Genomic DNA, 24,876 nt, shown 5'->3' on the forward strand with positions numbered 1-24,876 from the left:
TCATGAGAAAAATAGGATTTATTCTTTTTATAACAGTTTTAGCAGCGATCATTACAGCGTGTTCAAGTAGTGAGGCAGCAACAACAGTTGAATTAGGAATTAGTGGATCTGATACGACAATTTGGGATTATGTTGCTGACAAGGCGGAAGAAGAAGGAATTGAAATTGAGATTGTGCGTTTTTCTGATTATGTTCAACCAAACTTAGCACTAGCTGAAGGGGAGATTGATGCAAATGCTTTTCAAACAGTCTCTTATTTTGATGCCTTTATTGAAGAACATGATCTAGATCTCACTCCAATTGCGACAACCGTAATCGCTCCAATGGGATTATATTCGGAAAAACACGATTCACTAGAAGATATACCAGATGGAGGAACGATCGCATTAGCAAACGAAGCAACAAATATGGGTCGTGGATTACAGTTGCTGGAGGATGCTGGATTGATTGAGCTTGAGGAAGGATTTGATGGCAATGGTTCGGTCGATAAAATCGTAGAGAATCCGAAAGATTTAAATTTTGAAACGATTGTAGCTGCTCAGACACCGCGTGTGTTACAGGATGTCGATGCCTCTATTATTAATAATGGCATCGCAGTAGATGGTGGCTATAGTCCATTGGATGATTCTATTTTCCATGAAGATGAAACGGCTACACCGTATATTAATATTATTGCAACACAAGAAGAAGACAAAGATGATGACGTATTAAATAGAATAGCAGAAATTTACCAATCAGATGACGTCGCAGAATTTATTATCGAAGAACGTGATGGCAATTCAATCCCAACAACGGTACCGTTAAGTGAGATTGGGCATTAATTTCCTATTAAAAAAACATTTATGAGGTGATGAAAATGACAGTAGTAACAACAAATAGTTTAGAGACAGTCAAAAAGAGTATTTTAGATAATATTGAGGAAAATAAACAACGCTACATTCAAACAAGTCATGATATCCATGACAATCCTGAAATTGGCAATGAAGAACATTTTGCTTCTACGTATTTAACTAGCATATTGGAGGATGAAGGCTTTCATATAGAGAAAGGTGTTGCGGGACATGAAACGGCCTTTTTGGCTAAGAAGAAAGGGCAGAAGGATGGACGAACGATTGGATTTTTAGCAGAATATGATGCACTTCCTGAAATTGGTCACGCCTGTGGTCACAATATTATTGGAACAACGAGTGTGGCTGCTGCTGTGGCATTAAGTAAGGTTATTGATGAAGTTGGTGGAGAGCTTGTTGTGCTAGGGACACCTGCAGAGGAAGGTGGACCAAATGGAAGTGCGAAAGGAAGCTTTGTGAAGGCAGGTTTAGTGGAAGGTATTGATGCAGCCATTATGCTTCATCCAGGAGCAGAAACCAATCTTACAGGCCCAACCTTAGCTGTTGACCCACTAGATTTCGAGTTTTTTGGAAAACCTGCACATGCTTCCGCACATCCGGAAAAAGGGATTAATGCATTAGATGGCGTTCTTCAATTATTTAACGGGATCAATGCATTGCGTCAGCATCTACCATCTGATGTACGAATTCACGGTATTATTACTGATGGCGGGGACGCACCAAATATTGTGCCTGAATATGCGAAAGCCAGATTTTTCATACGTGCAGCTTCAAGAACGGTGTTAAATGACGTGACGAAGAAAGTAAAAGCGATCGCTGAAGGTGCTGGGCTTTCAACAGGTGCAACCGTTCACGTTAGTGCGTTTCAAAATGAAGTGGATAATTTCATTTTAAATAATAGCTTTGATCAGGTGTTTAAAGGGGTCATTGAAGATTTAGGAGAAACCGTTGATACAGCAGAAAGAGAGGCACTAGGATCTACAGATGCAGGAAATATAAGCCAGGTTGTCCCAACAATTCACCCACATATTAAAATAGGTTCAAGTGATTTAATCGGACATACGGTAGAATTTAGAGAAGCAGCTCGCTCCCAACAAGGCGATCAAGCATTGATTTTAGGGGCAAAGGCAGCGGCCTTAACGATGTTAGAGGTTCTTACAAATAAAGCCACATTTGGTGAAATTCATCAAGAGTTTGTAGATCGATCAAAAGGCTAACTACTTAAAAGGGGGTCTGTCTCGTCATAAAGGGTTCAGTTTAGGGAGAGAAAATATAAAATCCAAGGATACAAATCACAATTGATTATATAATGCGTTATACCATGATTTTTAAGAAATTGAAGCACAGGCTCATGATAGTGTCCGGTAGATTCAAAGATGATAGCCGGAGTCTAACCCGAAACCCGTTCCACTTCTTGATAAAAACGATGAAATACGTGAAGCCCCTGTAGGTCGTGAGCAAATTTAAAGCTTTGCTTATAAGTTTGTTTCGTAAAAAAGCTTGGACCTGGCTTTCGCCTTTTGCGACATCCAGACCATAACAGGATCCATATGAATCACAACTCCTTTAATAGATTCGCCGGTGCGCCCCTACATCACTTGTAGTGTCATAGCTTCGCTTGTTATGCGGGATCGTGTCCCAAGCAGCCTCAAACATGTTTCTACAAGGAGGGGGTGGACAGTATTACGGACGGGATCAGTGTCCCACGGGCGCGATAACCGAATAAATATGTGCCGCAATAGGGCCATTTAACGGAATAAAAATAGTGAATTTAGTAACGCAATATATGGGGATCCGAGATATATGCAAAATTAGGACATAGTCTAGATAATTGATCCAGGTCACATTATATAAGAGGATTCAGCGCTTTTGTTATCATTCTGGTCAAACTATGCGATATAAATCATAATCATTACGATTTAACAATATAATGATTTTATAAAGTCATAAAGGGGATGAAGAATGAAACGCGTATCCACTACCACTGTAAAAAAACGAATCGTTACTGTTTTTCTTTTTGGGCTACTATTATTAGGTGTCATTGTTTTTCGTTTGGGGTATGTTCAATTTGTACTTGGTGAAGAACTAATGGAAAAAGCCGATGAATCATGGAGCAGGGATATAACCTTTGAACCTGACCGTGGTAATATACTTGACAGAAATGGAGATGTTTTAGCAGAGAATGTTTCTGCCCCTTCTGTCATGGTCGTACCTAGACAAATAGAGAACCCAGAAGAAACCGCTGAAAGAATTGCAAACATTTTAGAGCTACCTGTAGATGAAGCTTACGGGTATCTTACAGAAAATGAGAACATCGTTCGGATTCATCCGGAAGGCAGAAAGATTTCCGAAAATCAAGAAGAAGCACTTCGAACACTTAATACTGATGGCCTTTATTTAGCCAAAGATTCAAAGCGTCACTATCCATATGATGATAATTTGGCGCATGTTTTAGGATTTACAGGGATTGACAACCAGGGATTAATGGGGCTGGAGCTTTATTATGATGATAACCTGAGTGGGGAGGAAGGGAGCTTGTCTTATTATTCCGATGCAAAAGGTGGGAGACTAGATCAGCTTGCTGACAGTTATACATCACCGGAGGACGGCTTAAATTTAAAGACAACCATTGATTCAAAGGTGCAAACAATAATTGAGCGAGAACTCGACTTGGCTGTATCGCAATATAATCCGGATCAAGCGCTTGCTATTGCTGTGAATCCGAAAACAGGCGGGGTTTTGGGCATGTCGTCAAGACCCACATTCAATCCTGAAAACTACCAGGAAGTGGATGCTTCTATTTTTGACCGAAACCTGCCTATTTGGAGTACGTATGAGCCAGGGTCAACGTTTAAGATCATTACATTGGCTGCAGCTTTAGAAGAAAATGTTGTGGATTTAAGGGAAGATACATTCTATGACCCAGGTTATATTATGGTTGATGGTGTCAGGATTAATTCATGGAAAAAAGGTGGGCATGGTGAGCAAACCTTCTTAGAAGTTGTTCAAAACTCCTCTAACCCCGGTTTTGTTGTGTTAGGGCAAAAGCTTGGAGAAGAAAAACTGTTTAGCTATATTCGAAACTTTGGTTTTGGTAAAAAAACAGGTATTGATCTACAGGGTGAAGGAAATGGAATTCTGTTTGATCCCGAAGACATTGGTCAGGTTGAGCTGGCAACCACTTCTTTCGGTCAGGGTGTATCTGTAACGCCTATACAGCAAGTGATGGCCATATCTGCTGCCGTTAATGGTGGTGAACTATACCAGCCTTTTATTGCGAAAGAATGGATTGATCCGCAAACGAATGAAGTCGCTGAAAAAGTCGAACCGATATTAAAAGAAAACGTGATTACGGAATCCACATCCGAAGAAGTTCGTCATGCGCTTGAAAGTGTCGTTGCCGAGGGAACCGGCCGACCGGCTTACGTTGACGGTTATCGTGTAGGTGGAAAAACAGGAACAGCCCAAAAAGTAGGTCCAGACGGGAATTATATGCAGAATAATTATATCGTATCGTTTATGGGTTTTGCTCCAGCTGATGATCCGGAAATTGTCGTTTATGTAGCGGTGGATAATCCGAAAGACACTGTTCAATTTGGCGGTGTTGTCAGTGCGCCAATTGCCGGAACGATTATTGGCGACAGTTTGCGGGCAATGGGGGTTGAACCGCGTGAAGGCGGACCGGATAGGGAATATACCTGGCCGGAGCAGCCAAAAGTTGAAGTTCCGGATTTAATCGGACTTAACAAAAATGAATTGACCGAATACCAGACAAATTTATCAATCGAAACAAGCGGATCCGGTGAACATATCATTGATCAGGCACCAAGTCCAGATACTCAGTTGGAGGAAGGATCAACGGTAAGAATCTATCTATCTGACGAAAATGGTCGTGAATGAAGGTGAAATTTGCTAGAATGTAAAAGTTAATAGACGAGGAAGGGAGCTCTATCCTCTTAAAATAGGATGATGGGCAGAATAAATATGTAGAAAAATATTTTTGATAGCCCGAGTTTCGTTATTTTTGATGGGTTTTTATCAAAAACTGCCGAAACTTGGGTTAAGGGAATGTTTTTTAAGCATGTTCTGTCAAATTATTATAAAGGTTTTTCTGTACTATCCTACTAAGCAATTTAAACGCAATTACTCAAAATTTAATTATTTAAATGTATGAACTTAATTGGTGATTAGGCAAACTCATCATTCCGAATATATAATATTTTAATATAAGTAATTCTCAAAATGGTATGAGTTACACTATTCTAGCTCGTTGCCCTTTCGTGATGATGTACGAAGGTAAATTGCTCCGATATTGCATTTTCACGCGAAAAGTAAAATCCGTATCTATATTTAGATGCGGATTTTTTAATGAATAAATTAACAGTCGAATAAATATAATATAAATCGTAATCATTCCTATTTACAAATCGTAATCATTACGATATGATGATAAAGTAAAAAAATTCAAATAGAAGGGAACATGGTGAAATGAAATTTTTCCAAATTGTTTTCGCATTATTATTAGTGGGGTTGTTTGCTGTTGGCTGTTCTGAAGAAAACCAAGCTTCAACGAGTACAGATGAATCAGATCTTACTATATATACGACCATCTATCCACTTCAGTACGCAATTGAGCAAATCGGCGGGGGAACGGTTAACGTTGAAAGCGTATATCCTGCAGGCGCAGATGCACATACATACGAGCCTACTTCAAAAGATATGACAGCCATCGCAGAAAGTGACGCCTTCATTTATTTAGGAGCTGGAATGGAAGCTTTTGCAGAAACGGTTGGGGATGCTCTTAGTTCACAAGATGTAAGTTTAATGGAGATTGGCGAACACGAGGAACTTTTCACAGCATACGAGGATGAGCATGTTCACGAACACGAAGAGGAGGAAGTACATACCCATGAGTCCCATGATCATGAGTCCCACGATGAAGAAGGAAATGGTGGTCATGAAGATGAAAAGCAAGACGAACATGCGGGCCACTCCCATGATGGGCACAACCATGGTGACCATGATCCGCATTTTTGGTTCGATCCGCTGCGAATGATTGAAGCAGCTGAAATTATCAAGGATGAACTCATTGCCTTGAATCCAAGTAAAGAGGCTGATTACAATGAAAACTTTGAAAGCCTAAGGTCAAATCTAATCGAACTGGATGACCAATATACAGAAATATTGGGGGAAAAGGAAAATAAACAGGTCCTTGTATCACATGCTGCATTTGGATATTGGGAAGAACGCTATGATATCGAACAAATAGCAGTGAATGGTTTGTCCACTGAAAACGAACCATCCCAAAAGGAATTGATAGAAATAATCGATCAGGTAGAAGAAAATAATCTTAAATACATTCTTTTTGAACAAAATAGTTCAAATCGCGTAACTAAAGTTATACAGGAAGAAGTCGGCCTGGAACCGTTAACGATTCATACGCTAGAGGTATTGAGCGAAGAAGATATTACGAATAACAAAGACTATCTTTCTTTAATGAATGATAACTTAGAAGTTTTGGATCAAGCAACAAAATAATTAACCGAAGTGCCCCCAAATCGAAGTGGCTGGGGGAACTAGATGAAGGAGCCGTGAGAATGCTGCTGCGACAAAATAAAATTCCCGTCACAATTTTAACAGGATTTTTAGGAAGTGGAAAAACAACGTTACTGAATCACATTCTTAGTGAAAATTAACATAACAAGACAGCAATTATAAGGAATTCTCTATATTTCAGGTATGGGTGAACGAGTTGTCTTTCAAGGGGTTCATATGCTGTTTTCTGGAACAAACGACCGAGTATGGAAACCAGGAGAACCGAACGCAGTGAATTGGTTTTCATCGGAAATAATTTAACTAAGAACGAACTGGAAAAGGGATTTCATTATTGCGTACAGTAAAGAAAAAATTTTACGCTATAAACCGTAATGATTACGGTTTGATAGTTGGGAGGAATGACAATGGCTAAAAAATCAAAAATAGCAAAAGAAAAAAAACGACAAGCAATGGTTGAAAAATATGCTGAAATCAGGAGAGAATTAAAGGCAAAAGGTGACTATGAAGCTCTTAGAAAGCTCCCAAGAGATTCCTCGCCAACTCGTCTACATCATCGTTGTGAAATAACTGGACGGCCAAGAGGGTATATGCGCAAGTTTGGGATTTCTCGAATTGCTTTTAGAGAATATGCACATAAAGGCCAAATTCCAGGAATAAAGAAATCAAGCTGGTAAGATCGAAAGGATGGAAGAGATGAATAAGATTCCAGTGACTGTTTTAAGTGGTTATTTAGGAGCAGGTAAGACAACATTGCTGAATCATGTTTTACATAATTGTGAAGGCATGAAGATTGCTGTGATTGTCAACGATATGAGTGAACTTAATATTGATAGTGAACTCGTACAGAAACAAGGTGGATTCTCGAGGGCAGAAGAGAGATTAGTTGAGATGTCGAATGGCTGCATTTGCTGTACGTTAAGAGAAGATTTGCTCGTGGAAGTAGAAAAACTGGCTGAACAAGGGGAAATTGATTATCTCTTAATTGAATCATCCGGAATTAGTGAACCGATTCCCGTTGCTCAAACATTTACTTATATTGATGAAGAACTCGGAATTGATTTGAGCCGTTTTTGTGAATTGGACACCATGGTGACCGTTGTGGATGCCAATCGATTTTGGCATGATTTCGAGTCTGGCGATTCCTTGCTGGATCGTAAAGAAGCTGTTTCTGAAAATGACACCCGTGAAATTGCTGATCTATTAATTGACCAGATTGAATTTTGTGATGTCCTGATCCTCAATAAATGTGACCTAATTTCACCAGAAGAATTAGAAAAACTGGAAAATGTGTTACGGATATTACAGCCAGTTGCAAAGATAATTAAATCTATCAATTGCAAGGTCAGTTTAAACGAAATTATGAACACAGGATTATTTGATTTCCAGAAAGCGAGTGAATCACCCGGGTGGCTTCGCGAATTAAACATCGGTCCAGCTGATCATACACCGGAAACAGAAGAATATGGTATCTCTTCCTTTGTCTATTCAAGAAAGCAGCCTTTCCATTCAGAGCGTTTTTATAACTGGTGCGGCGCGATGCCGATGCAAATTATCCGGGCAAAAGGGATTGCCTGGTGTGCGACTAGAAATGATCTGGCATTACTATTGTCACAGGCAGGTCCGTCGGTAAGTATTGAACCAATGGCTTATTGGGTCGCATCACTTCCGGAAACGGAGCAAAAGGAAATAATTAAACAAGATCCATCGCTTCAGGGTGAATGGGATAAGGAATATGGTGACCGTTTTACAAAACTGGTATTTATCGGAACGAAATTAGAGGTTGAGTTAATCACGAAAGAGCTGGATGCATGTTTATTGACAGACGAAGAATTCCATAGCGACTGGAATGGACTGCCTGACCCATTTTCCTGGGAATTAAATCCTGGATAATGGGTATACATTGGGGATTTTCCCCGTTGTAAAGATATATGGATAATACTAATCGTAAACATAACCATTTGGAGAGAAGGAGTGTTATAATGAAAATTTCATTTGCAAAGGGGTTAAGTATATTAACTTTTAGTTCATTACTAATATTGGTGGGCTGTCAGACTTCAGGTTCATCCGAAGGCGAGTCTAATGAAGCAACACCATCCTCATCAGCTGCAGAAGGCTCTTCTGAATCACAAGAGCAAACATCTGAAAGTCACACACATGAAAGTGAACACGACCATGATCACGATCATAGTCATGCACATGATGAAGAAACAGAACAAATTTATAACGGCTATTTTGAAGACAGTCAAGTAAAGGATCGTTCACTTTCCGATTGGGGAGGAGACTGGCAATCTGTATATCCATATCTACAAAATGGTACGCTTGACGAGGTGTTTACTTATAAAGCGGAACATGAAGGTGACATGACAGCTGAAGAATATAGGGATTATTATAATGAAGGGTATCAAACAGACGCTGATCGCATTGTGATTGAAGAGGATGTTGTAACATTTTTCAAGAACGGAGAAGAATATTCTGGTGAGTACATCGATGATGGTTACGAGATTCTAACATATGATGCTGGAAATAGAGGAGTAAGATATATATTTAAATTAGCAGAAGAAGCTGAAGGAGTTCCTCAGTATATTCAATTTAGTGATCATAGTATCTATCCCACTGAAGCTAGTCACTATCACCTGTATTGGGGAGACGACCGTGAATCTTTACTAGATGAAGTCACTAACTGGCCTACCTATTACCCGTCAGAAATGGATGGACATGATATTGCCCTTGAAATGATGGCGCATTAATTTAAGGGTCAGAATGATTATCACTTTGTCAATAAGTTAACATTAAAAATATACTCTTATATTAACAAATGCTTTTATGGAATAAGGTTCGCAAGAATAATCCAACTTTTTTAAATAGGAATTCAATTATTATTGATTTTTATTGAATTTAGGCTTTATAAGCCCATTTTGTTTAAACTTTATTTTAAACCAACATATTTCATTGGGAGATAATGAATTGAGAGACACATGTATATATGCAATGACAAGATAGTTCTACAATACGATCAGGCGCGTTTCTAAAATAATAAGTCGTTCTGCTGGGGGCAAAAACATGTGTGTTGTTAGTTTTTAAAACTAACAACAAACTAACTAAAAATGTATTCAACCCTGAGTATATACGAAAACAAGTTTGTTTTCAGTAATTAACATTACTTAATACCATACTAGAAAATGGTTTATTGAAAATTTACGTATTTGTTTGGAATATGGGCGGCATGATGTTATCATCCCCCTAAGACCTTGATGTAATAGGATTTGGTGAATAGTTGATAGCAAAATGCTAACTTCCGTTCATTTGATTAGCCATATATAAAATTTTAGATATAAATTTAAAATGAAGTTGCGAATATTTCCCCCTTTGGATATGATATCTAAAGGGGATTTCTTATGTTTTAAAAATAAAATAAGTATTCAAGAATAGGGCCATTTTGTGGAAGAAATTTACTTAAAGTAACTGATTAGTTAGTGAAAGAACGAAATTCAAAAAGATTCCTTGTAGTACGATGAAAACTGTTAGTAAAAATATTATTTTGGCGGTGTAATTTATGAACAACAGTCCTATTGTGAAAGAATACTCTTATGAGAATCAAGTTCAAGTTGTAGATTTAATTCTTCAAATTCAACAACAGGAATACAACATATCAATAACAAAGGATGACCAGCCCGATTTGTTTACCATAGAAGAGTATTATCAGACGGGTAATGGTAACTTTTGGATTGCTCTTTATGATAAAAATGTAGTTGGTACAATCAGCCTTTTAGACATAGGAAATAATCAAGTAGCATTAAGAAAGATGTTTGTAAATAAAGAATATCGAGGAGCAATATATAAAACTGCAAGACTTTTGTTAGATACTGCAATTAAATGGGCAAAAGAACGTCCAATTAAAGCAATATTTCTAGGAACTACTCCGCAATTTTTGGCAGCTCATAGGTTTTATGAAAAAAATGGATTTATAAATATAGACCTTAATGATTTACCTGAGCATTTTCCAGTGTTACAGGTTGATAAAAAGTTCTATAAGTATGTGCTTGAATAAATAAAGAGAGAAAAATGTATTTAACAAACGGGCGCCGCTCGACAAGTTCTGTTATAAACGCTTTGTAGCGTGAAAAACAGGAAATAAAATAATTTCAACTTTACAACGGAGGATGGGAATGACGGAACCACGTTTCCCGAAACCACCCCGTCAATACTCCTGCATGCGTTATGGCTGACAGGTCATAGGGTTTGAAGTACAGGTAGATTCGGAAGAACGAAGGCTGAAGCCATTCTGAAAAGAAAAGGTATGCCAACGGATATGCCGCACGGCTGAAAAACTATATAAGGTGAGAATGTTCCGCTGAAAAGGGACTGACAAACTTCTGAATTTAAGGGTCTAAAGTTTGAACATAAGGAAACTTATGGGTCATCCAACGATGACGTGAGTGGTGTAAAGTAAAAATGCGCCCTCTGAAATACGCTATACCGAACAAAGGCGGTATCCAGCTCACAGGCTTACAGGAAGCACCTACGTTTAGAACGGATAGCTACGTTGTAAGGGACTTGGAAAGCAGGGAGCGTTGAAACAAGGACTGTTATCCGAAACGGTTGCCATAAGGCAAAAGCTGAAAGGCATTTATCCTTGTGAGGGTAAGGGCATGACTCAGGAATCTCCTGTAATGGGAGTGGAGGAACAGCCCCAAGTCTAGCGAATGGAACGATGGTTTTCCAAGCGTGCATCGCACCGATCGGGTAGGAACGTGGGGTTTTCCACAGTGCGAGCTTTCAAGCAAAAGGCATTTAGGCGATGGCCTTCTTGCTTGAAGGTAACGAGGAACTTATCATCTAGTAGATTCAGTTAGATGGAGCGCGGAATGTGGGGAAACTTGCACGTTCCGTGTGGAGCAGGGGAAAAGGGGGCACGGCCCATAGTCTCCTCGCGGGAAATCACCGAGGCTACTTTTTCAGTAGCTTCGAACAGTGGCCAGAGTAGGACCCTACAGAGCTACACTAAGGAAGATCGACTAAAACCGCTCTTTACGAACAACGTTGACATACCTTTTGCCAGGGCAAAGCCGTTCCCTAAGGTGCGCTATTGTACGCAGCGGAAATCAACCTGGTAGTTATGTCGTCTTTTATAGATTTTGCACCAAAAACAACAATTTTTTCGATGGGGCGATTAACCGCAGTCCCAAGCTTTTAGAAACAGCTATATTATAAGAAAGTGAGAAGTGACTAAAAAAATTTCGTAAAAATAATTGACAATAAAAACGAGGCATGATATATTAATTCTTGTCGTTACGGAGGAATACCCAAGTTCGGCTGAAGGGATCGGTCTTGAAAACCGACAGGGGTGTCAAAGCCCGCGGGGGTTCGAATCCCTCTTCCTCCTCCATTTATAAAACAGCGCATAATTTTGGAGATATAAACCGCTACATTGTAGTGGTTTTTTTGTTTTTTGCATAAGTGCGGATTCTGGCATTCACCGAAGGCTTGCACGCTAAAGCATAAGGGTTATTAATGGTTTGGGCAGTAAAACCCCCTATCTCAAAAATGGAGTTAGGACGAAAATTTTAGATGGGATAATTGCCTGTATAAGCCCGATGATAAGGTAGCATTGATTCGCTTTTGTTATACAAATCCATTTTATTCTTCACGAATAAAGGATTTTAAAAAAGTAGTCGTTAAATGATTCGTGTTATCGTTAATCATTTGTAAGAAATCAAACTCATCTTCTGTATCCTCCAGTCCCTTGATGTTCCCCACTTCTTTATGGATCTGTTCCATTCTATGATCTAATTCATTTGCTATAGAAGCAGCATTTGTCAGTTCCTTTGTTAAGTTTTCAGGTATCGTTTTATTATATTTGTAATAGATCTTATGTTCAAGACTAGCCCAAAAATCCATCGCTACTGTACGAATTTGTATTTCTACAAAAACCTGCTCTTCTCGGTCAGACAATAATACAGGAATGGATAAAATGAGATGCAAACTTTGGTAGCCATTGGGTTTAGGATTTTTGATGTAATCCTTAAAGTCAACTACCGTAATATCCTTTTGCATTTGAATCATTTCACTTATTTTGTATATATCCGATCTAAACGAGCAAATAACTCGTGTACCCACAATGTCATGAATATTTTGTTTGATGGATTCTTGTGACATATCAATGTTCTTTCGTGAGACTTTTTTCATAATACTTTCCGGCGTTTTTATACGTGATTTTATATGTTCAATAGGGTTATATTCGTGAACATTCTGGAATTCCTCTTTTAAAATGTTCAATTTGGTATTCATTTCATCTAATCCAAATTTATATATCATCATAAACCGTTTCATTTCATGTCTAATTTGTCTTAGTTCCTTTAATTGAACCTGATTCATCTCCATACTCAACTGCTATTCCCACTTTCTGCTGTCATTTTTTGAGTGATATAATATATTTTACTCTAACTCAAGTTATGATAACAATGAATAAACCCTTAAGAAATGCTTGACAATTGTAATAAAAGCTCTTATATTGCATACTTATGTAAATTATTAATTAATGTGGACGGATTACTTTTCGGCAAAAGGTGGTTATATATATATGAATAAAAATATTGCATTTATTGGTGCAGGATCGATGGCCGAGGCTATTATTTCGGGAGTCGTAAAGGCTGAGATTTTAAATAAGGAACAAATTATTGTTACGAATAAAAATAATCGAGAGCGTGTAGAGCAGCTTCAACAGAAATATGATATCCGGAGTATCATGGATAAAGAAAAAGTAGCACATGAAACGGATATTATTATTCTTGCTACCAAACCATATGACCTGCAAAAAGCTGTAGAGTCTATTAAACCCTATATTCGTCCTAACCATTTACTTATTTCTGTGATTGCGGGGGTTTCTACTGATTATATATCCAATTTATTCGGAGGTAATACACCAGTAGTGCGTACCATGCCAAATACCTCTGCATCTATCGGTTATTCAGCAACCGCTATTTCAGCTGGAAAATATGCTACGAATGAACATCTAGAACAAGCGGAGACTCTATTTAATACGATTGGTACCACAACAATTGTTGATGAAAATGATATGCACACCGTAACAGGCATCTCTGGGAGTGGGCCTGCATATATTTATTATTTAGTGGAAGCAATGGAAAAAGCAGCTGTTGAAGCGGGACTGGACCAAGAGGTTGCCCGTACGCTTGTTACCCAAACCGTCGTTGGTGCAGGTGAAATGCTCCAACATTCCGGTGAATCCGCATCTACTTTACGAGATAAAATCACCAGCCCGGCAGGAACAACTGCCGCCGGTATCGAAGCTTTAGATCAGCATCATTTTGAAGAAACCATTAGGCAATGCGTGAAAAGCGCACGAGATCGCTCGATAGAATTGGGAGAGAATGAATAAGGGGAGTTCTATATGCCGACATGTGCTCATTGTGGAATGCAGTGGAGATATAAGGATACATTGAAGCAGTTCTTCCGTGTGAGGATGATTTGTCCTTTCTGTGAGGAAAGGAATTTTCCGTCTTCTAAGGGTGGGAAGAAAATCGGATTATTTAATTTGATACTATTACCTTTAGTCATATTTCTTGGCACATTTCTTGATTTATCCAGTCTATGGATTTTTATTACAGTGCTTATTTTAGCATTAACTATTTTTTCAGTAACACCCTATTTTATCGAACTAAGTAAGGATAAAGAGGCATTATGGTGAATGGGAGATTTTTCTAGTGTGTTTGTGGGAATCTTTCCTGAAGTTATTCATCAAAGGGGATAAAAATGATTGGAACAATTGGGAATTATATTTTCTATTGGAAAAGGATCCTTAAATTAAGATAGGTTTGGATGAAATAATTGAACCTTTTAAAGTTCAAACAACAGACGGAGTTGTATTTGAAGCCGTTATGGATAAAGTAGGCGATTAAATTATCTAATCTTGTATTTTTTACTGGAAGGATGTGAGGCGTATGTGTATAGGTGGGGAGGAAAAAGATATGCATGCTACAGTAGAAGCGAAACATGATAAAAGTATTCCCCAATCCAGTACTTTTTCGAAACTCAGACAGAAAACGCAGAATGAAATGAAAAGAACTAATACCCAATATGAAGACGTTTTAAAAATTATGGAGTCAATAAAACGTGGTGAATAGAATAGCTCTAGACACCACGTTTTATTGAATATTATTTAGCGAGGAAATTTCATTGCTAATATTGGCTTCCATCCAACTACTTCATCATTTCCCTAGATTTCCATCGCCTCGATTGCTGGATAAAATGCCCGACCTTCTCCAAAACGGGCTCAATCGATCCTTCTTTTTTCATTAAATCGTAATCCGAAATATTAATCCGTAAAATTGGGCAGGCATTGAAATTATTAACCCAATTTTCATAACGTGTATACATTTCTTCCCAGTAGGAAATCGGCGTGTTCTTCTCCATTTCGCGTCCGCGTTCGTGAATTCGTTCTACGATTTCATCAAATGTACCCTCTAAGTAAATGAGTAAGTCCGGATGTGGGAAATATGGTGTCATAACCATGGCATCAAATAGATTTTTATATGTTTCATAATCTGTTTTGGACATGGTGCCGTTATCGTAATGCATACGCGCAAAAATTCCTGTGTCCTCGTAAATGGAGCGATCCTGAATGAATCCACCGCCATATTCGAATATTTTCTTTTGCTCCTTAAACCGCTCCGCTAAAAAATAAATTTGCAAATGGAAGCTCCAACGTTCAAAATCGGCATAGAATTTTTCCAAATAAGGGTTTTTATCTACCTTTTCTAGGGATGTTTTAAACTGCAATGCGTTTGCCAACGCATCTGTCATGGTTGATTTACCGACACCAACCGTACCTGCTACTGTTATGATACTATCATTTGGAATTTGGTATTTTTCTCTTAAATTCATTGATTTGTTCTCCTCTATAATCGTTTACCGTTCGGTTGAGCTGTGTGTGGACTTCTTCAATAATACGATTTAAATCGTCCTGATAATGCACAAAATCGATCTCATCTCCATTAATTCGTATGACCGGTATGTCTGGGTGCATGACCTCAAATTCGTTCATGTAATCCTCATAGTCTTGCGCGAGTTGTGCCAGATAGGATGGCTTCATGTTTTGCTCCACATCCCTACCACGTCGGCGGACACGCTCAACTAGTGTATCAAGGCTCGCATGCAAGTATATCATCATATTTGGGACAGGCATGTCACTAGTCAAAATGTGATAAATCTGCTCATACTTCTCAAATTTATCCGCTTGTAATGTACGTTTTGAAAAAATCATGTTTTTTGATATATGATAATCAGCAATAACTGCTTTATTATGATTCAGGAATTTCGTTTCAATTTCCTCTAATTGCTTGAACCGATTGCATAAAAAGAACATTTCTGTTTGAAAACTCCATGCTTCAATGTCATCATAAAATTTGCCGAGAAATGGATTTTCCTCGACGATTTCTTTTAATAAATGAAAATCAAAATGGGCAGAAAGTTTTTTTGCGAGGGATGTTTTGCCGATACCTATCGGCCCTTCAATTGCAATGAATGGGACTTCTGCCATAGCTACTCCTCCAATCAAAATTTTGGACAGATGTATTTTATTTTATCATAGAATGAGACAATCTTCTAACTGAAAAAAATAACACTTCCCAACAGCATGGGATTTTTGTATAATGAGTAGTGTTACTTTAAATTGGCTCCGTAGCTCAGGGGATAGAGCGTTGGTTTCCTAAACCATGCGTCGCAGGTTCGAATCCTGCCGGGGCCATCTATAAAAAGTCAGTCGTAGCAAGGGTTACAGCATTTCGCGACCTTGCTACTTTTATGCCAAAATCCCAAATTGGTCACCGATTGGTCACCTTTACCATGCTAAAGCGATTCTTTGTTCTTGTTTTTCGTCTCTTTTTTGAAAGCAGATTCTAGTGATTCCGCAACAGCTTCTTGCATGTTTGGTAGCATGTGGGAGTAAGTATCCAAGGTGACAGTAATAGAAGAATGCCCTAAACGCTCTTGCACAATTTTAGGATGTACGTCCAACGAAAACAACATAGACGCGTGTGTGTGCCTTAAATCGTGAAATCGTATGCGCTCTACCTCTAATCTTTCTATGCATCTGTTAAACGATCTCCAAATGTTAGATGGCAATACATAATTTCCACTACCAGTTGCTACTACTAGATTATAATCGTGATAATCCTTGCCAATTTTCATCTTAATTTCTTTTTGTTCATTATGGTGTTTTTTTAGCTCGAATACGTCCGAATCAGATATCGCAATGGTGCGATAGCTTGCGTTGTTTTTTAAATCAGCTATGATGTGTTTATCGTTATCTCGCTTTAATGCCCGTCGCACATGAATGGTTTTGTTCTCAAAGTCCACACAATCCCATTTAAGGCCAAGTATTTCACCTTGCCGCATTCCTGTAAAAGCCCCAAGATACCAGGATATATAATGCGCTTCCTGCCTAGTGGCATCTAAAAAGTCGCTTAATATATCCATATCCCAGAAGTTCATTTCCTTTTTTCGTACCGTAGCAGGTTCAACAGCCTTTGCCACATTGCTTTGTATATCGCCTATACGAGCACCTTTTTCCAATGCGTTAGATAAAATACGGTGGATGTGATGTACAGACCGCTCTGACAAATCTCCTTTTTCTAGCAAGGAATCATAAAAAGACTGCACCTGCCTAGGCTTTAAATCAAACACTTTGACGTTGCCAAGCGCAGGCTTAATGTGATTGTTTAAATATGACTTATAATGTAGGTATGTGCTATGCGCTATACGTTTTTCCTTGTGCTTAAGCCAATCATCCAAGTAATCCCCTAACGTCTCAGAGGATGGCTCTACATAACTACCTTTATTTAACTCATTGATTACATCATTCATGGCCGCCTGTGCCTTTTTCTTACTTGTGAAACCTGACACTCTTTTCTGTTTTCTTTTCTTAGTAACAGGATCACGGCCTAGATTAATTACAAATGAATACTTGTTACCTCGCTTGATTATAGACCCCTGCATCGATCATCTTCCTTTCGTACATCTCTAATCTATTGAAAGCGAATTCATACTCTACATTAAATAGATTCATGATTCTATATACTGTTAAATTCCTTTCTTTTTGTAGCATGAAAGTAGGTACGCAAAAATGATAAGCAAAATGATTGGCCTGATCCTCCTGCAAATCACGAAACATATAATACATCTTTGCTTGATTTCCAGTATGTCCTAAATAATGGGCCAATTCATGACCAAATTCCTGCCACTCTCTTTCTTTATTTGAACTTTTGAGAACAATGATATTTTCAAAACGAAAACTGACATTTGCATAACAAACTTTCAAATCTAATTTATCTGCTATATTGTTTATTTCTAACTGACCAGCGTCACTAATTTTTAATGACCTGTACAACTCACGAATACAATCTTCCGTAATTGTATAATTCATGTTGTCCCCCTAATAATAGAATGCACGCTCTTTATGTTTAAAAAAATAAGATGTACAAGTTAATGCACATCTATTCTTTATTGCTGTTAATATTGGCATATATATAATGTGTATCGTTTATATCTCCGTCCACCCTATAAGAGTGATCGTTCATGTCTTTATTTTCATTGTTTATTAGCCAATCTTCTATATAACCAATGTCGTCTATACTCATTGTCATGTCATCATCAAGAGTTACTATTAACGTCCCCATTAAGGATATCATTTTATCCAAGTGATCAGATGTGTGTCCGTTTCTTGATATAATTTGTACTTGAGTAACATTTTCTGGATCGTCTACCCCCATTAAAAGATTGGGTTCTTCTCCGATCCTTGCTAGGTTTTCATCGTTGAAATCTCCTAATTCTAAATCGTGGTTGATATGTCCGACTTCCCAATTTTCTTCAATTTCCTCTATAGGAATCCCTTCTCTTGCTTCTGATTCCGAGCATCCAATCAAAGTTATGAACATAATCATAATGAATGGTATTTTCTTCATTCAATCCCCCCTTTTACTTTGCTTGAATTTAATATATTCGTACACATCTTCTAATTGTTCTGCCGTCATATGAGCCAAATCATTAAACATAAGGTCAGCATCTGGAAATTCATTTGCTATTTTGTCCATGATTGCAGCTTTTTCGTCATCGGATTCCCTTTCTTCTATATAACCTGCCATTACAAGAAGTTTGTCATAGGAATAATGATAGGCATTAGCAATCAACTTTAACGTGTCTGGTGTTGGTTTCACCTCTTTTCCCGATCGTTTGTCATGACCTTTCTCAATTGTATCTAAGTAAGTATGACTAATCCCGATGCGTTTACTAGCTTCTCTTAATGATTCTTTTCCCCTTAATTCTTTTAGTAAGCTTCCAATATCAGACATGCTTTCACCCCTGTAATTCACACTTTACATCATGTAATCAAAAAAAGAAATAATCTTTTTGTAAATCTTTATTGACAGGTTTGTTATACATGTGTTACATTATGAATGTAGGAGGTGTTAAACATGAATAACAAATTACGACTAATTCGAAAAGAACGCGGAATGTCAATATCCGAATTATCGAGAAGGACAAACATTTCACGCCAGTCTATAACAAAAATTGAGCTTCATGATTCAGAGCCTAGCGGTATTACAATGTTGGAAATCGCTAGATCGTTAGATAAAGATCCACGCGATATTTTTTTTACTAATGTTGTTATACAAGATTTACAGAACGAGAAACAAATTATCTAGGAGGTATGTAAATGAATCAATTAAAAACAATTGCCGATGAAGTTCTACCTGTTTATGAAAAAGATACTGGAGAAAAATTAGTTAGCGCCAGGGAGTTGCATCAACAACTTTTCAGTAAACAAGAATTTGTAAACTGGATAAAGCGGCGAATTGACAATTATGGATTTATTGAAGGAGAAGACTTTTTGACAACTTTATCAAAAAGTACTGGCGGCCGTCCTTCAACTGAATATTTACTTTTGCTAGATACAGCGAAAGAAGTAGCAATGGTTGAAAACAATGAACAAGGACGAGCAATTCGAAAATATTTTATTCAAGTAGAAAAGCAGTCAAAAGTTGAACAACCAAAAACTCAACTCGAAATTTTGCAAGGAACCATTAATCAGATGGTTATGCAAGAAAAAGACATAAAACAGATCAAGCAAGAAAATGAAGCATTAAAGCATCGAATGGACAATTACGACAAAATAGATCAATTAGGCGATCTTCAACAACGTTTAAACAACATGATAAGAAAGTACGCGGCACAAAACGGAATTGCTTTTCCGGAAGCTTGGAGGCATTTTAGGAGATCCTTCAACAACTCTTATAGAACCAATATAAAAACTTTGATGAAAAACTTCCAAACTAAGCACGGATTAAAAAGCATTACGGCACCGCAATATCTGTCTATGTCCGGCAGGTTAGAAGATGCGGTAAGAGTAGCTGACAAAATGTTAAATCAGCAGACATTTTTAACCAATAAGGAGTTGATCTAGTGCTTTATCATAAGTTTTCTTTAGGTGACAGCAGAACATTGATAGCCGAATTATACGAAGATGAAATCATAACATTCTGTCCAACCTGCGGAAAGGAACACCAACTTGAGCCGGAAGAAATCGCAGATATCATCAACCGCGGCAGTGATTTTGTTGGAACAAGCTACTTTTGCAACGGATGTTATATAAAGGTGGTGAAATAAATGTCATTCGAAGATGCAATACGCCAAATCATCAAAGAAGAAAACGAAAAACACCTAAAAGACATTGAACGACTACTAGAATCACACGGCTACAACGAGATACCTAGATTCCTAAAAGTACCGGAAGCAGCCGAGATTCTACGTATAGGACGTACGGCAACATACGAATTATGCCAGCAATCAGAGGTTAACGGCTTTCCGTGTATCAAGGAGGGTAACAAGATACGGATTCCGTACAATGCCTTGATGAACTGGATCGAGCAACAAACAAGTAAAGCAATCTAGCAATCTATTAAGAGGGTCAGTAACTACATTATAAATCAGTCATCATGAAAATACTGTTCGCTCCTTGCACAAGAAAAAGATGTTCAATCGGTGAACATTAGGAGGTGATAACAATGGAATTCGGGGCAGTCTTACAGCGCATGAGAAAAGAATCGGGGATAAGTCAAGAAGAAATGTCGCTCAAATTACACAAGTCACGAAGCAGCATATCAAAGCTAGAGACAAACAAGCTAGAACTGCGCGCAACGGATTTAGTCAACTGGTGCAGGATTACGAATAATCCAGACGTGATGATGGGATTCATTTACGGACAAGACGTTGCACTTATGGCATCTGACTTTGTGCAGTCAATAGGGATGGTATTCATGACATTAGGAGGGATATTCTTATGAACAAAAAAGCAAATGATAATTACTTAGTTTTGTTAGGCGCATTTCCATTTATAGCTATATTAATAAACCATTTTTAGGAGGATTAACATGTTTTTAAAAGTAGATGAGAACCGAGCACAAAACGAACTTGAATGTTTCCATTATTGCGCTGACCTGGCAGAAAAGGAATTTAAAAAAGAGAATTACGCAAAGTCAGCAGCATATTACGAAGATGCAACACGATCACTATATGCACTTGAAAGGATGCAAGAAACGAAACGCAAGGTCGATCAGACTTGGTTTGAAATCAAACAAGCTGAGGGTCAAATGGCAATAGATAAAATGATACACGAAATGAGGGGTACATCATGAGCATGAAATTAATATCAAGGGTAGGAATCATCGCAGGAATAGCGCTTTATATAGTAAATCTTTATGCATTACACGATCTGTTAGGCAGGTACTAATATGCAGGATTGGAAGGAATTAATCAGCCAAGCAAGGGAGCAAGGGATAACTAAACAAGAGGTGAAAAACTTTTTAGGAGGTAGCAACATGCAAAAGAATTATAGAGATTACACGGTAGGTGAATTGTTGGATATGGGGCTTAAAATCGACGTTTACAATCACACGAATCCCTCAAAAGAGAAGGCTTATAATCTTTTATCAAAATTTGAAGGGATTAAAAGGACTTCTTACAAATTAGAAAGCCAAGTTAGCGTTGTCAAAGGATGGAAAAATGAATTTGAAATAATCAACTTTATAGACGAGGAGGGATAAATATGGATCATCCAGACGTTGAAAAAATCGAGAGGACAGGCTACGCAGAACCGCAACCAAAATTAAAAGAATATCCAGGCGAATATTGGGATCCGATTGAGTGGATGAAAGAAAATAGCCTGCGCAAACAGGCTAAGAAGGAAATCTATTAAAACATCTCGTCCCTTTATTATAAGGGACTTAAGGAGGAAAAGCAATGAACAAATTTGTCAGCAAATACAAGGATTTTCGCAATAGAGGATACAGCGATTTAGAAGCGTTTGGCATGGTTTCTAGCTATATAGCAGTGAAAGGGTCGCATGATGATTTAGAAACAGTGTACAGCTACTATTTTGATGATTTCATGCAAGAATCTAACAAACTATTTGGGGAGGAATTAAACGATGACTGTAAGAGAGTTAGTTGAAAGATTATTACATTGCGATATGGATCATGAAATCGGAGGTTCAATTGAATTTAGATAATGAAATCGATAATCATTCATTTGATGTAGAAGAAACGTCACATATGAAAGAGGTTCAGCTTGAAGTTAATCTAACAGACTCTGTTTTAGTCGATAAGGACAGGTTGGAAGAGTTGGAAAAAGCAGAAGATGAATTGGAGGAATTTAAAAATGACTAACCTAAACGATTACCTGGACGAGCAGGAACAGGTGGAAAATGAAGCATTTACCATTAAGGATGATAATGCCGCGAATTGGGCTTTACGAAAGATTAAACAGCATCAACAGCAAAAGGAAGCTAACAATAAATTAGCTGTTGAAGAAATCGAGAAATTAGAAGCATGGAACAAATCAGAAAATGATAAGGCGCAACAAAGCATTGATTATTTTCAAGGTCTACTATCCTATTATGCATTATCGAAGCGTGAAGCAGATCCGAAATGGAAGTCTCAAAAATTGCCGAACGGACGTATACGCTTTAAAAAACAGCAACCTAAGTACGTTTATAATGACGAATCGTTAATGATGTCACTTAAAGCCTTGGGACGTCACGACCTTATAACAGTAAAGGAGACTCCTAGCAAATCCGATGTCAAGAAGTCGTTTGTCGAACAAAACGGGCGATTGATAGACACAGAAACAGGTGCATTACTTGACGGTGTGACTGTGGTAGATCAAGAAGAGAAATTCGAGGTGGCGACTGATGACTGAAGAAAGAAAGCTTGTCAAAAAACTAGCAAACGTTATGAAGGAAGTTAAGTATATCGAGAAAAAAGGATTTAACAATTTCAACAAATACAAATACGCGACTGAATCTGATGTAGCTGAAAGAGTACGTGAAGTATTAGCTGAACAAAGTGTAATGATGCTCCCTGATGTGGTGGAACACACTACACGGGAGCACCAAAACAGGAAAGGGAATGTCGAATATATCGCCACAGTCAAGGTTAAATTTACCTTCATTGACGGTGAAACTGGAGAAGAAATATCCATTCACAGCGCGGGTGAAGGGCAGGATGCAGGAGACAAAGCAGTATACAAAGCAATCACTGGGGCGCAAAAATACGCTTTAATGAAAGCATTTATGATCCCCACAGGCGATGATCCAGAGAATGATCCCAATGAACAGAATCAACAAAACGGAGATAAAAGCAAGCCGAATCAACCACAGAAAGCATCGGACAAGCAATTGAACTTTGTCAAGAAGCTAATCAAGGATAATGTCACAGAAAAATTCAATGAATCACAGCTTCATGACCTACTAAAAAAGCGCATTAAAACTGAAAACAATATGGAAAATTGGACACCAAAAGAAGCGAGTGCGGCTATTAAAATACTAAACAAGGATGAAGAGAAGCAGGGGGCATAGCCCTTTGCTTCATAGGAGGAATGGGAATTGAGAGCAACAATAGAACAGTTAATCTTTATCGAAGAAATCGAGGATTTTGTTAGCGAAAGATTCGAAGGTTACACCAAGGAAGAAGCAAGGCTTTATATTCAAAGGAACATAGATTTGTACGAACTTTATTCATCGTCGAACTGGGCATCAATAAACGGATATGACTAACTAGGAGGGATAACATGATAACAAAATTAGAAGAACCTATTTTAATGCACGCAGAGAGCGAGTTCACTTTTATGATCGCTGAATATGTTGAAATCGAACCTTTACAAAACGGCGGACATATAAGTTACTACGGAAAAGTTTATAACTACGATGATGCAGAATTAACCTTGTACAACGAGGGTCAATGGGTGTATGACGTTTCTCTAAATATCATGCTGAGTAAGGATGAAAACGGTAATTACGATTGAAGGAGGGATAAAAATGCCAGCAATACCTAAGCCGCAACACAAAAGGAAAGCGCCCAAGCGATCTGCGAGGGGAGAATTTAGTAAAAGTACACGAATGAAAATTTATGAACGTGATGAGGGCAGATGTCGCCAATGTGGAGGGCAAGGAGAGGAAATACACCATATATATTTTAAATCGCGCGGCGGTCGAGGGGTTATGAAGAACGGATTAACTCTATGCAATGAATGCCATAGGAAAGCACATTCGAACAACGATATAGCTAATTATTGGATTGGGTGGGCAGCCGAAGAATATGGCCCGGATTTCTATAAGGATGTTTACGACTTATGAGTAATCAAGGATCACAAAAACGATTAAAACAAATATATGAAGAAATAGAACAATTGAATCCAGAACATTTAGCTGATCTAAACCAAACTATCAGACTATATTCACAAGCTCAAATGGTGATAGGTCACCTTGATGCAGATGCTCTTTATACCTATGGAGCGACTTACGCCCAAAGGAAGCATAAACAAGCTGAAATCAAGCAAGAAACAGAAGGAACAATTTCAAACAAAGAATCAACAGCAGAAATGGAAACATACGATTTGCGGATGAAAGAAGCAGAAGCGAAAGCAGAATCCCGTAAATGGCAGAATCTATTTAAATCTACGGACAATCTAATCATAGCGTTAAGACGGGATGAACGTACTGCGTTGGAAGAATACAAGAAGGCGAATGATCTAAATGCAGGATAAGATATTAAACCCAACAAAAATTATTTTGCCCAAATGGATATGGACACAAGCCGAGGATAAAGCGCATTTCAAACAGTTGGTATCTGAGTATTTAATGCGTTATCCCGGCTATACTGTCCGGGAAATTGGTAAGTATTATGCTATTTGCGAGATTCCTTTTCGATAAATAGAAGGTCTCCGGGATCACATTCAAACAGATCACATAACCTTTCCATTACGTCAAATGTAATTTGTATTGATATTTCATGATATAGCTTACTTACTGATTTACGACTTAAGCCAGTGGCTACGGAAACATCTTGTATATTCATTTTGTGTTGAGCCATCATGACTCGTAGGTTGTTCTTTACTACCATCA

General features: G+C 38.0%; 36 protein-coding genes, 2 tRNA genes and 3 pseudogenes. 32 read left to right on the top strand and 9 right to left on the bottom strand.

Translation table 11 applies throughout. The features are described 5' to 3' along the window. The first annotated feature begins 2 nt into the window (after positions 1-2). Both OLD84_RS00100 and OLD84_RS00105 read left to right on the top strand, forming a co-directional pair. Positions 3-821: a MetQ/NlpA family ABC transporter substrate-binding protein gene (locus OLD84_RS00100; RefSeq protein WP_209464145.1), complete on the top strand. Its 819-nt coding sequence runs from the start codon at positions 3-5 to the stop codon at positions 819-821. A 35-nt stretch (positions 822-856) separates the two neighbouring features. Then, on the top strand, positions 857-2,065 hold the full coding sequence (locus OLD84_RS00105) for a M20 family metallopeptidase (RefSeq protein ID WP_209464146.1): 1,209 nt from the start codon (positions 857-859) through the stop codon (positions 2,063-2,065). A gap of 80 nt (positions 2,066-2,145) precedes the next feature. Here the strand turns inward: OLD84_RS00105 and OLD84_RS19565 are convergent. Then, a pseudogene (locus tag OLD84_RS19565) lies at positions 2,146-2,381 on the bottom strand (IS110 family transposase); the annotation flags it as partial. Positions 2,382-2,810: 429 nt separating this feature from the next. Between OLD84_RS19565 and OLD84_RS00110 the strand changes: the two are divergent. The 9 genes and pseudogenes from OLD84_RS00110 (at position 2,811) to OLD84_RS00145 (ending at position 11,790) form a co-directional block, all read left to right on the top strand. After that, positions 2,811-4,748: a stage V sporulation protein D gene (locus OLD84_RS00110; protein WP_209464147.1), complete on the top strand. Its 1,938-nt coding sequence runs from the start codon at positions 2,811-2,813 to the stop codon at positions 4,746-4,748. Between the two features lie 588 nt (positions 4,749-5,336). Next, positions 5,337-6,386 (top strand): metal ABC transporter solute-binding protein, Zn/Mn family, encoded by a 1,050-nt coding sequence (locus OLD84_RS00115; protein ID WP_209464148.1) that lies wholly within the window; start codon positions 5,337-5,339, stop codon positions 6,384-6,386. Between the two features lie 59 nt (positions 6,387-6,445). Next, a pseudogene (locus OLD84_RS00120) lies at positions 6,446-6,541 on the top strand (GTP-binding protein); the annotation flags it as partial. A 108-nt stretch (positions 6,542-6,649) separates the two neighbouring features. After that, positions 6,650-6,748 (top strand): GTP-binding protein, encoded by a 99-nt coding sequence (locus OLD84_RS19395; RefSeq protein ID WP_209464150.1) that lies wholly within the window; start codon positions 6,650-6,652, stop codon positions 6,746-6,748. A gap of 60 nt (positions 6,749-6,808) precedes the next feature. Next, on the top strand, positions 6,809-7,078 hold the full coding sequence (rpsN, locus tag OLD84_RS00125) for a 30S ribosomal protein S14 (RefSeq protein WP_209464151.1): 270 nt from the start codon (positions 6,809-6,811) through the stop codon (positions 7,076-7,078). Positions 7,079-7,097: 19 nt separating this feature from the next. Then, positions 7,098-8,294 carry a GTP-binding protein gene (locus OLD84_RS00130; protein ID WP_209464152.1) on the top strand — a complete coding sequence of 399 codons (1,197 nt, stop codon included), beginning with the start codon at positions 7,098-7,100 and terminating at the stop codon, positions 8,292-8,294. Positions 8,295-8,383: 89 nt separating this feature from the next. Further along, positions 8,384-9,151: a metal-binding protein ZinT gene (locus tag OLD84_RS00135; protein ID WP_209464153.1), complete on the top strand. Its 768-nt coding sequence runs from the start codon at positions 8,384-8,386 to the stop codon at positions 9,149-9,151. A gap of 806 nt (positions 9,152-9,957) precedes the next feature. Further along, positions 9,958-10,452 (top strand): GNAT family N-acetyltransferase, encoded by a 495-nt coding sequence (locus OLD84_RS00140; RefSeq protein WP_209464154.1) that lies wholly within the window; start codon positions 9,958-9,960, stop codon positions 10,450-10,452. A 1,245-nt stretch (positions 10,453-11,697) separates the two neighbouring features. Next, a tRNA-Ser gene (locus tag OLD84_RS00145) sits at positions 11,698-11,790 on the top strand. Between the two features lie 251 nt (positions 11,791-12,041). Here OLD84_RS00145 and OLD84_RS00150 read toward each other — a convergent pair. Next, entirely contained in the window at positions 12,042-12,785 is a 744-nt protein-coding gene (locus tag OLD84_RS00150) for a GTP pyrophosphokinase (protein WP_245301649.1), read from the bottom strand. A gap of 199 nt (positions 12,786-12,984) precedes the next feature. Here OLD84_RS00150 and proC point away from each other — a divergent pair, with 199 nt between their 5' ends. From proC to OLD84_RS00165, 3 genes are all read left to right on the top strand, one after another. After that, positions 12,985-13,800, top strand: a complete 816-nt coding sequence (gene proC / locus OLD84_RS00155) for a pyrroline-5-carboxylate reductase (RefSeq protein WP_209464155.1) — start codon at positions 12,985-12,987, stop codon at positions 13,798-13,800. A 12-nt stretch (positions 13,801-13,812) separates the two neighbouring features. After that, the gene (locus OLD84_RS00160; protein WP_209464156.1) at positions 13,813-14,109 is read left to right on the top strand and encodes a TIGR04104 family putative zinc finger protein; all 297 of its coding nucleotides are present in this window, start codon (positions 13,813-13,815) and stop codon (positions 14,107-14,109) included. A gap of 253 nt (positions 14,110-14,362) precedes the next feature. Further along, entirely contained in the window at positions 14,363-14,545 is a 183-nt protein-coding gene (locus OLD84_RS00165) for a hypothetical protein (RefSeq protein WP_209464157.1), read from the top strand. 76 nt (positions 14,546-14,621) lie between these two features. Here OLD84_RS00165 and OLD84_RS00170 read toward each other — a convergent pair whose 3' ends face one another. Then, positions 14,622-15,305 carry a deoxynucleoside kinase gene (locus OLD84_RS00170; protein WP_209464158.1) on the bottom strand — a complete coding sequence of 228 codons (684 nt, stop codon included), beginning with the start codon at positions 15,303-15,305 and terminating at the stop codon, positions 14,622-14,624. Then, positions 15,271-15,960 (bottom strand): deoxynucleoside kinase, encoded by a 690-nt coding sequence (locus tag OLD84_RS00175; RefSeq protein ID WP_209464159.1) that lies wholly within the window; start codon positions 15,958-15,960, stop codon positions 15,271-15,273. Before OLD84_RS00175 ends, OLD84_RS00170 begins: the two co-directional genes overlap by 35 nt. Before the next feature lie 134 nt (positions 15,961-16,094). Here OLD84_RS00175 and OLD84_RS00180 point away from each other — a divergent pair. Next, positions 16,095-16,167 (top strand) — tRNA-Arg (locus OLD84_RS00180). 101 nt (positions 16,168-16,268) lie between these two features. Here OLD84_RS00180 and OLD84_RS00185 read toward each other — a convergent pair. From OLD84_RS00185 to OLD84_RS00200, 4 genes are all read right to left on the bottom strand, one after another. Beyond that, the gene (locus tag OLD84_RS00185) at positions 16,269-17,417 is read right to left on the bottom strand and encodes a site-specific integrase (protein WP_209464660.1); all 1,149 of its coding nucleotides are present in this window, start codon (positions 17,415-17,417) and stop codon (positions 16,269-16,271) included. Further along, positions 17,389-17,844 carry an ImmA/IrrE family metallo-endopeptidase gene (locus OLD84_RS00190; RefSeq protein ID WP_209464659.1) on the bottom strand — a complete coding sequence of 152 codons (456 nt, stop codon included), beginning with the start codon at positions 17,842-17,844 and terminating at the stop codon, positions 17,389-17,391. Before OLD84_RS00190 ends, OLD84_RS00185 begins: the two co-directional genes overlap by 29 nt. Before the next feature lie 70 nt (positions 17,845-17,914). Then, a complete protein-coding gene (locus OLD84_RS00195) occupies positions 17,915-18,382 on the bottom strand; it encodes a hypothetical protein (RefSeq protein ID WP_209464658.1) in 468 nt (155 codons plus the stop codon). Beyond that, positions 18,383-18,769, bottom strand: a complete 387-nt coding sequence (locus tag OLD84_RS00200; protein ID WP_209464657.1) for a helix-turn-helix domain-containing protein — start codon at positions 18,767-18,769, stop codon at positions 18,383-18,385. A 123-nt stretch (positions 18,770-18,892) separates the two neighbouring features. Between OLD84_RS00200 and OLD84_RS00205 the strand changes: the two genes are divergently transcribed. From OLD84_RS00205 to OLD84_RS00280, 17 genes and pseudogenes are all read left to right on the top strand, one after another. Further along, positions 18,893-19,123: a helix-turn-helix transcriptional regulator gene (locus tag OLD84_RS00205; protein WP_209464656.1), complete on the top strand. Its 231-nt coding sequence runs from the start codon at positions 18,893-18,895 to the stop codon at positions 19,121-19,123. An 11-nt stretch (positions 19,124-19,134) separates the two neighbouring features. Further along, positions 19,135-19,881 (top strand): antA/AntB antirepressor family protein, encoded by a 747-nt coding sequence (locus OLD84_RS00210; protein WP_209464655.1) that lies wholly within the window; start codon positions 19,135-19,137, stop codon positions 19,879-19,881. Further along, a complete protein-coding gene (locus OLD84_RS00215) occupies positions 19,881-20,084 on the top strand; it encodes a hypothetical protein (RefSeq protein WP_209464654.1) in 204 nt (67 codons plus the stop codon). Before OLD84_RS00210 ends, OLD84_RS00215 begins: the two co-directional genes overlap by 1 nt. Beyond that, positions 20,085-20,369 carry a helix-turn-helix domain-containing protein gene (locus OLD84_RS00220; protein WP_209464653.1) on the top strand — a complete coding sequence of 95 codons (285 nt, stop codon included), beginning with the start codon at positions 20,085-20,087 and terminating at the stop codon, positions 20,367-20,369. A 113-nt stretch (positions 20,370-20,482) separates the two neighbouring features. After that, positions 20,483-20,761, top strand: coding sequence for a helix-turn-helix domain-containing protein (locus tag OLD84_RS00225; protein WP_209464652.1), 279 nt, complete (start codon positions 20,483-20,485; stop codon positions 20,759-20,761). Positions 20,762-20,848: 87 nt separating this feature from the next. After that, complete coding sequence (locus OLD84_RS00230; RefSeq protein ID WP_209464651.1) at positions 20,849-21,112, top strand: hypothetical protein; 264 nt, start codon at positions 20,849-20,851, stop codon at positions 21,110-21,112. A 96-nt stretch (positions 21,113-21,208) separates the two neighbouring features. Beyond that, positions 21,209-21,274 (top strand): annotated as a pseudogene (gene sinI, locus OLD84_RS19400) (DNA-binding anti-repressor SinI); the annotation flags it as partial. Positions 21,275-21,295: 21 nt separating this feature from the next. Next, positions 21,296-21,520 carry a hypothetical protein gene (locus OLD84_RS00235; protein WP_264917251.1) on the top strand — a complete coding sequence of 75 codons (225 nt, stop codon included), beginning with the start codon at positions 21,296-21,298 and terminating at the stop codon, positions 21,518-21,520. Positions 21,521-21,522: 2 nt separating this feature from the next. Beyond that, complete coding sequence (locus tag OLD84_RS00240; RefSeq protein ID WP_209464649.1) at positions 21,523-21,672, top strand: hypothetical protein; 150 nt, start codon at positions 21,523-21,525, stop codon at positions 21,670-21,672. 44 nt (positions 21,673-21,716) lie between these two features. After that, a complete protein-coding gene (locus OLD84_RS00245; RefSeq protein ID WP_209464648.1) occupies positions 21,717-21,926 on the top strand; it encodes a hypothetical protein in 210 nt (69 codons plus the stop codon). Next, positions 21,923-22,141 carry a hypothetical protein gene (locus OLD84_RS00250; protein ID WP_209464647.1) on the top strand — a complete coding sequence of 73 codons (219 nt, stop codon included), beginning with the start codon at positions 21,923-21,925 and terminating at the stop codon, positions 22,139-22,141. Before OLD84_RS00245 ends, OLD84_RS00250 begins: the two co-directional genes overlap by 4 nt. Beyond that, the gene (locus tag OLD84_RS00255; RefSeq protein WP_209464646.1) at positions 22,134-22,673 is read left to right on the top strand and encodes a host-nuclease inhibitor Gam family protein; all 540 of its coding nucleotides are present in this window, start codon (positions 22,134-22,136) and stop codon (positions 22,671-22,673) included. Before OLD84_RS00250 ends, OLD84_RS00255 begins: the two co-directional genes overlap by 8 nt. After that, on the top strand, positions 22,666-23,331 hold the full coding sequence (locus tag OLD84_RS00260; protein WP_209464645.1) for an ERF family protein: 666 nt from the start codon (positions 22,666-22,668) through the stop codon (positions 23,329-23,331). Before OLD84_RS00255 ends, OLD84_RS00260 begins: the two co-directional genes overlap by 8 nt. A 27-nt stretch (positions 23,332-23,358) precedes the next feature. Continuing rightward, positions 23,359-23,529, top strand: coding sequence for a hypothetical protein (locus OLD84_RS00265; RefSeq protein ID WP_209464644.1), 171 nt, complete (start codon positions 23,359-23,361; stop codon positions 23,527-23,529). Positions 23,530-23,543: 14 nt separating this feature from the next. Further along, entirely contained in the window at positions 23,544-23,777 is a 234-nt protein-coding gene (locus tag OLD84_RS00270; protein ID WP_209464643.1) for a hypothetical protein, read from the top strand. Positions 23,778-23,790: 13 nt separating this feature from the next. Continuing rightward, positions 23,791-24,108, top strand: coding sequence for an HNH endonuclease (locus OLD84_RS00275; protein ID WP_209464642.1), 318 nt, complete (start codon positions 23,791-23,793; stop codon positions 24,106-24,108). Beyond that, positions 24,105-24,518 carry a hypothetical protein gene (locus OLD84_RS00280; RefSeq protein ID WP_209464641.1) on the top strand — a complete coding sequence of 138 codons (414 nt, stop codon included), beginning with the start codon at positions 24,105-24,107 and terminating at the stop codon, positions 24,516-24,518. Before OLD84_RS00275 ends, OLD84_RS00280 begins: the two co-directional genes overlap by 4 nt. A gap of 140 nt (positions 24,519-24,658) precedes the next feature. Here the strand turns inward: OLD84_RS00280 and OLD84_RS00285 are convergent, their stop codons facing one another. Then, entirely contained in the window at positions 24,659-24,874 is a 216-nt protein-coding gene (locus tag OLD84_RS00285) for a helix-turn-helix domain-containing protein (protein ID WP_209464640.1), read from the bottom strand. Positions 24,875-24,876: the final 2 nt, after the last annotated feature.

Origin of the sequence: Virgibacillus natechei (assembly GCF_026013645.1) — a bacterium.
GTDB classification, from domain to species: Bacteria; Bacillota; Bacilli; order Bacillales; family Amphibacillaceae; genus Virgibacillus_L; species Virgibacillus_L natechei.

What these genes read in the sequence shown, in the direction of transcription:
- OLD84_RS00130 (WP_209464152.1), top strand. Translation starts at nt 7,098, where the DNA reads ATGAATAAGATTCCAGTGACTGTTTTAAGTGGTTATTTAGGAGCAGGT.
- OLD84_RS00190 (WP_209464659.1), bottom strand. Translation starts at nt 17,844, where the DNA reads ATGAATTATACAATTACGGAAGATTGTATTCGTGAGTTGTACAGGTCA.
- OLD84_RS00175 (WP_209464159.1), bottom strand. Translation starts at nt 15,960, where the DNA reads ATGGCAGAAGTCCCATTCATTGCAATTGAAGGGCCGATAGGTATCGGC.
- OLD84_RS00150 (WP_245301649.1), bottom strand. Translation starts at nt 12,785, where the DNA reads ATGGAGATGAATCAGGTTCAATTAAAGGAACTAAGACAAATTAGACAT.
- OLD84_RS00140 (WP_209464154.1), top strand. Translation starts at nt 9,958, where the DNA reads ATGAACAACAGTCCTATTGTGAAAGAATACTCTTATGAGAATCAAGTT.
- OLD84_RS00280 (WP_209464641.1), top strand. Translation starts at nt 24,105, where the DNA reads ATGAGTAATCAAGGATCACAAAAACGATTAAAACAAATATATGAAGAA.
- OLD84_RS00220 (WP_209464653.1), top strand. Translation starts at nt 20,085, where the DNA reads ATGTCATTCGAAGATGCAATACGCCAAATCATCAAAGAAGAAAACGAA.
- OLD84_RS00105 (WP_209464146.1), top strand. Translation starts at nt 857, where the DNA reads ATGACAGTAGTAACAACAAATAGTTTAGAGACAGTCAAAAAGAGTATT.
- OLD84_RS00210 (WP_209464655.1), top strand. Translation starts at nt 19,135, where the DNA reads ATGAATCAATTAAAAACAATTGCCGATGAAGTTCTACCTGTTTATGAA.
- OLD84_RS00275 (WP_209464642.1), top strand. Translation starts at nt 23,791, where the DNA reads ATGCCAGCAATACCTAAGCCGCAACACAAAAGGAAAGCGCCCAAGCGA.
- OLD84_RS00185 (WP_209464660.1), bottom strand. Translation starts at nt 17,417, where the DNA reads ATGCAGGGGTCTATAATCAAGCGAGGTAACAAGTATTCATTTGTAATT.
- OLD84_RS00195 (WP_209464658.1), bottom strand. Translation starts at nt 18,382, where the DNA reads ATGAAGAAAATACCATTCATTATGATTATGTTCATAACTTTGATTGGA.
- OLD84_RS00205 (WP_209464656.1), top strand. Translation starts at nt 18,893, where the DNA reads ATGAATAACAAATTACGACTAATTCGAAAAGAACGCGGAATGTCAATA.
- OLD84_RS00165 (WP_209464157.1), top strand. Translation starts at nt 14,363, where the DNA reads ATGTGTATAGGTGGGGAGGAAAAAGATATGCATGCTACAGTAGAAGCG.
- OLD84_RS00245 (WP_209464648.1), top strand. Translation starts at nt 21,717, where the DNA reads ATGAACAAATTTGTCAGCAAATACAAGGATTTTCGCAATAGAGGATAC.
- OLD84_RS00240 (WP_209464649.1), top strand. Translation starts at nt 21,523, where the DNA reads ATGGATCATCCAGACGTTGAAAAAATCGAGAGGACAGGCTACGCAGAA.
- OLD84_RS00260 (WP_209464645.1), top strand. Translation starts at nt 22,666, where the DNA reads ATGACTGAAGAAAGAAAGCTTGTCAAAAAACTAGCAAACGTTATGAAG.
- OLD84_RS00235 (WP_264917251.1), top strand. Translation starts at nt 21,296, where the DNA reads ATGCAAAAGAATTATAGAGATTACACGGTAGGTGAATTGTTGGATATG.
- OLD84_RS00255 (WP_209464646.1), top strand. Translation starts at nt 22,134, where the DNA reads ATGACTAACCTAAACGATTACCTGGACGAGCAGGAACAGGTGGAAAAT.
- proC (WP_209464155.1), top strand. Translation starts at nt 12,985, where the DNA reads ATGAATAAAAATATTGCATTTATTGGTGCAGGATCGATGGCCGAGGCT.
- OLD84_RS00230 (WP_209464651.1), top strand. Translation starts at nt 20,849, where the DNA reads ATGTTTTTAAAAGTAGATGAGAACCGAGCACAAAACGAACTTGAATGT.
- OLD84_RS00200 (WP_209464657.1), bottom strand. Translation starts at nt 18,769, where the DNA reads ATGTCTGATATTGGAAGCTTACTAAAAGAATTAAGGGGAAAAGAATCA.
- OLD84_RS00100 (WP_209464145.1), top strand. Translation starts at nt 3, where the DNA reads ATGAGAAAAATAGGATTTATTCTTTTTATAACAGTTTTAGCAGCGATC.
- OLD84_RS19395 (WP_209464150.1), top strand. Translation starts at nt 6,650, where the DNA reads ATGGAAACCAGGAGAACCGAACGCAGTGAATTGGTTTTCATCGGAAAT.
- OLD84_RS00170 (WP_209464158.1), bottom strand. Translation starts at nt 15,305, where the DNA reads ATGAATTTAAGAGAAAAATACCAAATTCCAAATGATAGTATCATAACA.
- OLD84_RS00110 (WP_209464147.1), top strand. Translation starts at nt 2,811, where the DNA reads ATGAAACGCGTATCCACTACCACTGTAAAAAAACGAATCGTTACTGTT.
- OLD84_RS00115 (WP_209464148.1), top strand. Translation starts at nt 5,337, where the DNA reads ATGAAATTTTTCCAAATTGTTTTCGCATTATTATTAGTGGGGTTGTTT.
- OLD84_RS00270 (WP_209464643.1), top strand. Translation starts at nt 23,544, where the DNA reads ATGATAACAAAATTAGAAGAACCTATTTTAATGCACGCAGAGAGCGAG.
- OLD84_RS00285 (WP_209464640.1), bottom strand. Translation starts at nt 24,874, where the DNA reads ATGGTAGTAAAGAACAACCTACGAGTCATGATGGCTCAACACAAAATG.
- rpsN (WP_209464151.1), top strand. Translation starts at nt 6,809, where the DNA reads ATGGCTAAAAAATCAAAAATAGCAAAAGAAAAAAAACGACAAGCAATG.
- OLD84_RS00225 (WP_209464652.1), top strand. Translation starts at nt 20,483, where the DNA reads ATGGAATTCGGGGCAGTCTTACAGCGCATGAGAAAAGAATCGGGGATA.
- OLD84_RS00160 (WP_209464156.1), top strand. Translation starts at nt 13,813, where the DNA reads ATGCCGACATGTGCTCATTGTGGAATGCAGTGGAGATATAAGGATACA.
- OLD84_RS00135 (WP_209464153.1), top strand. Translation starts at nt 8,384, where the DNA reads ATGAAAATTTCATTTGCAAAGGGGTTAAGTATATTAACTTTTAGTTCA.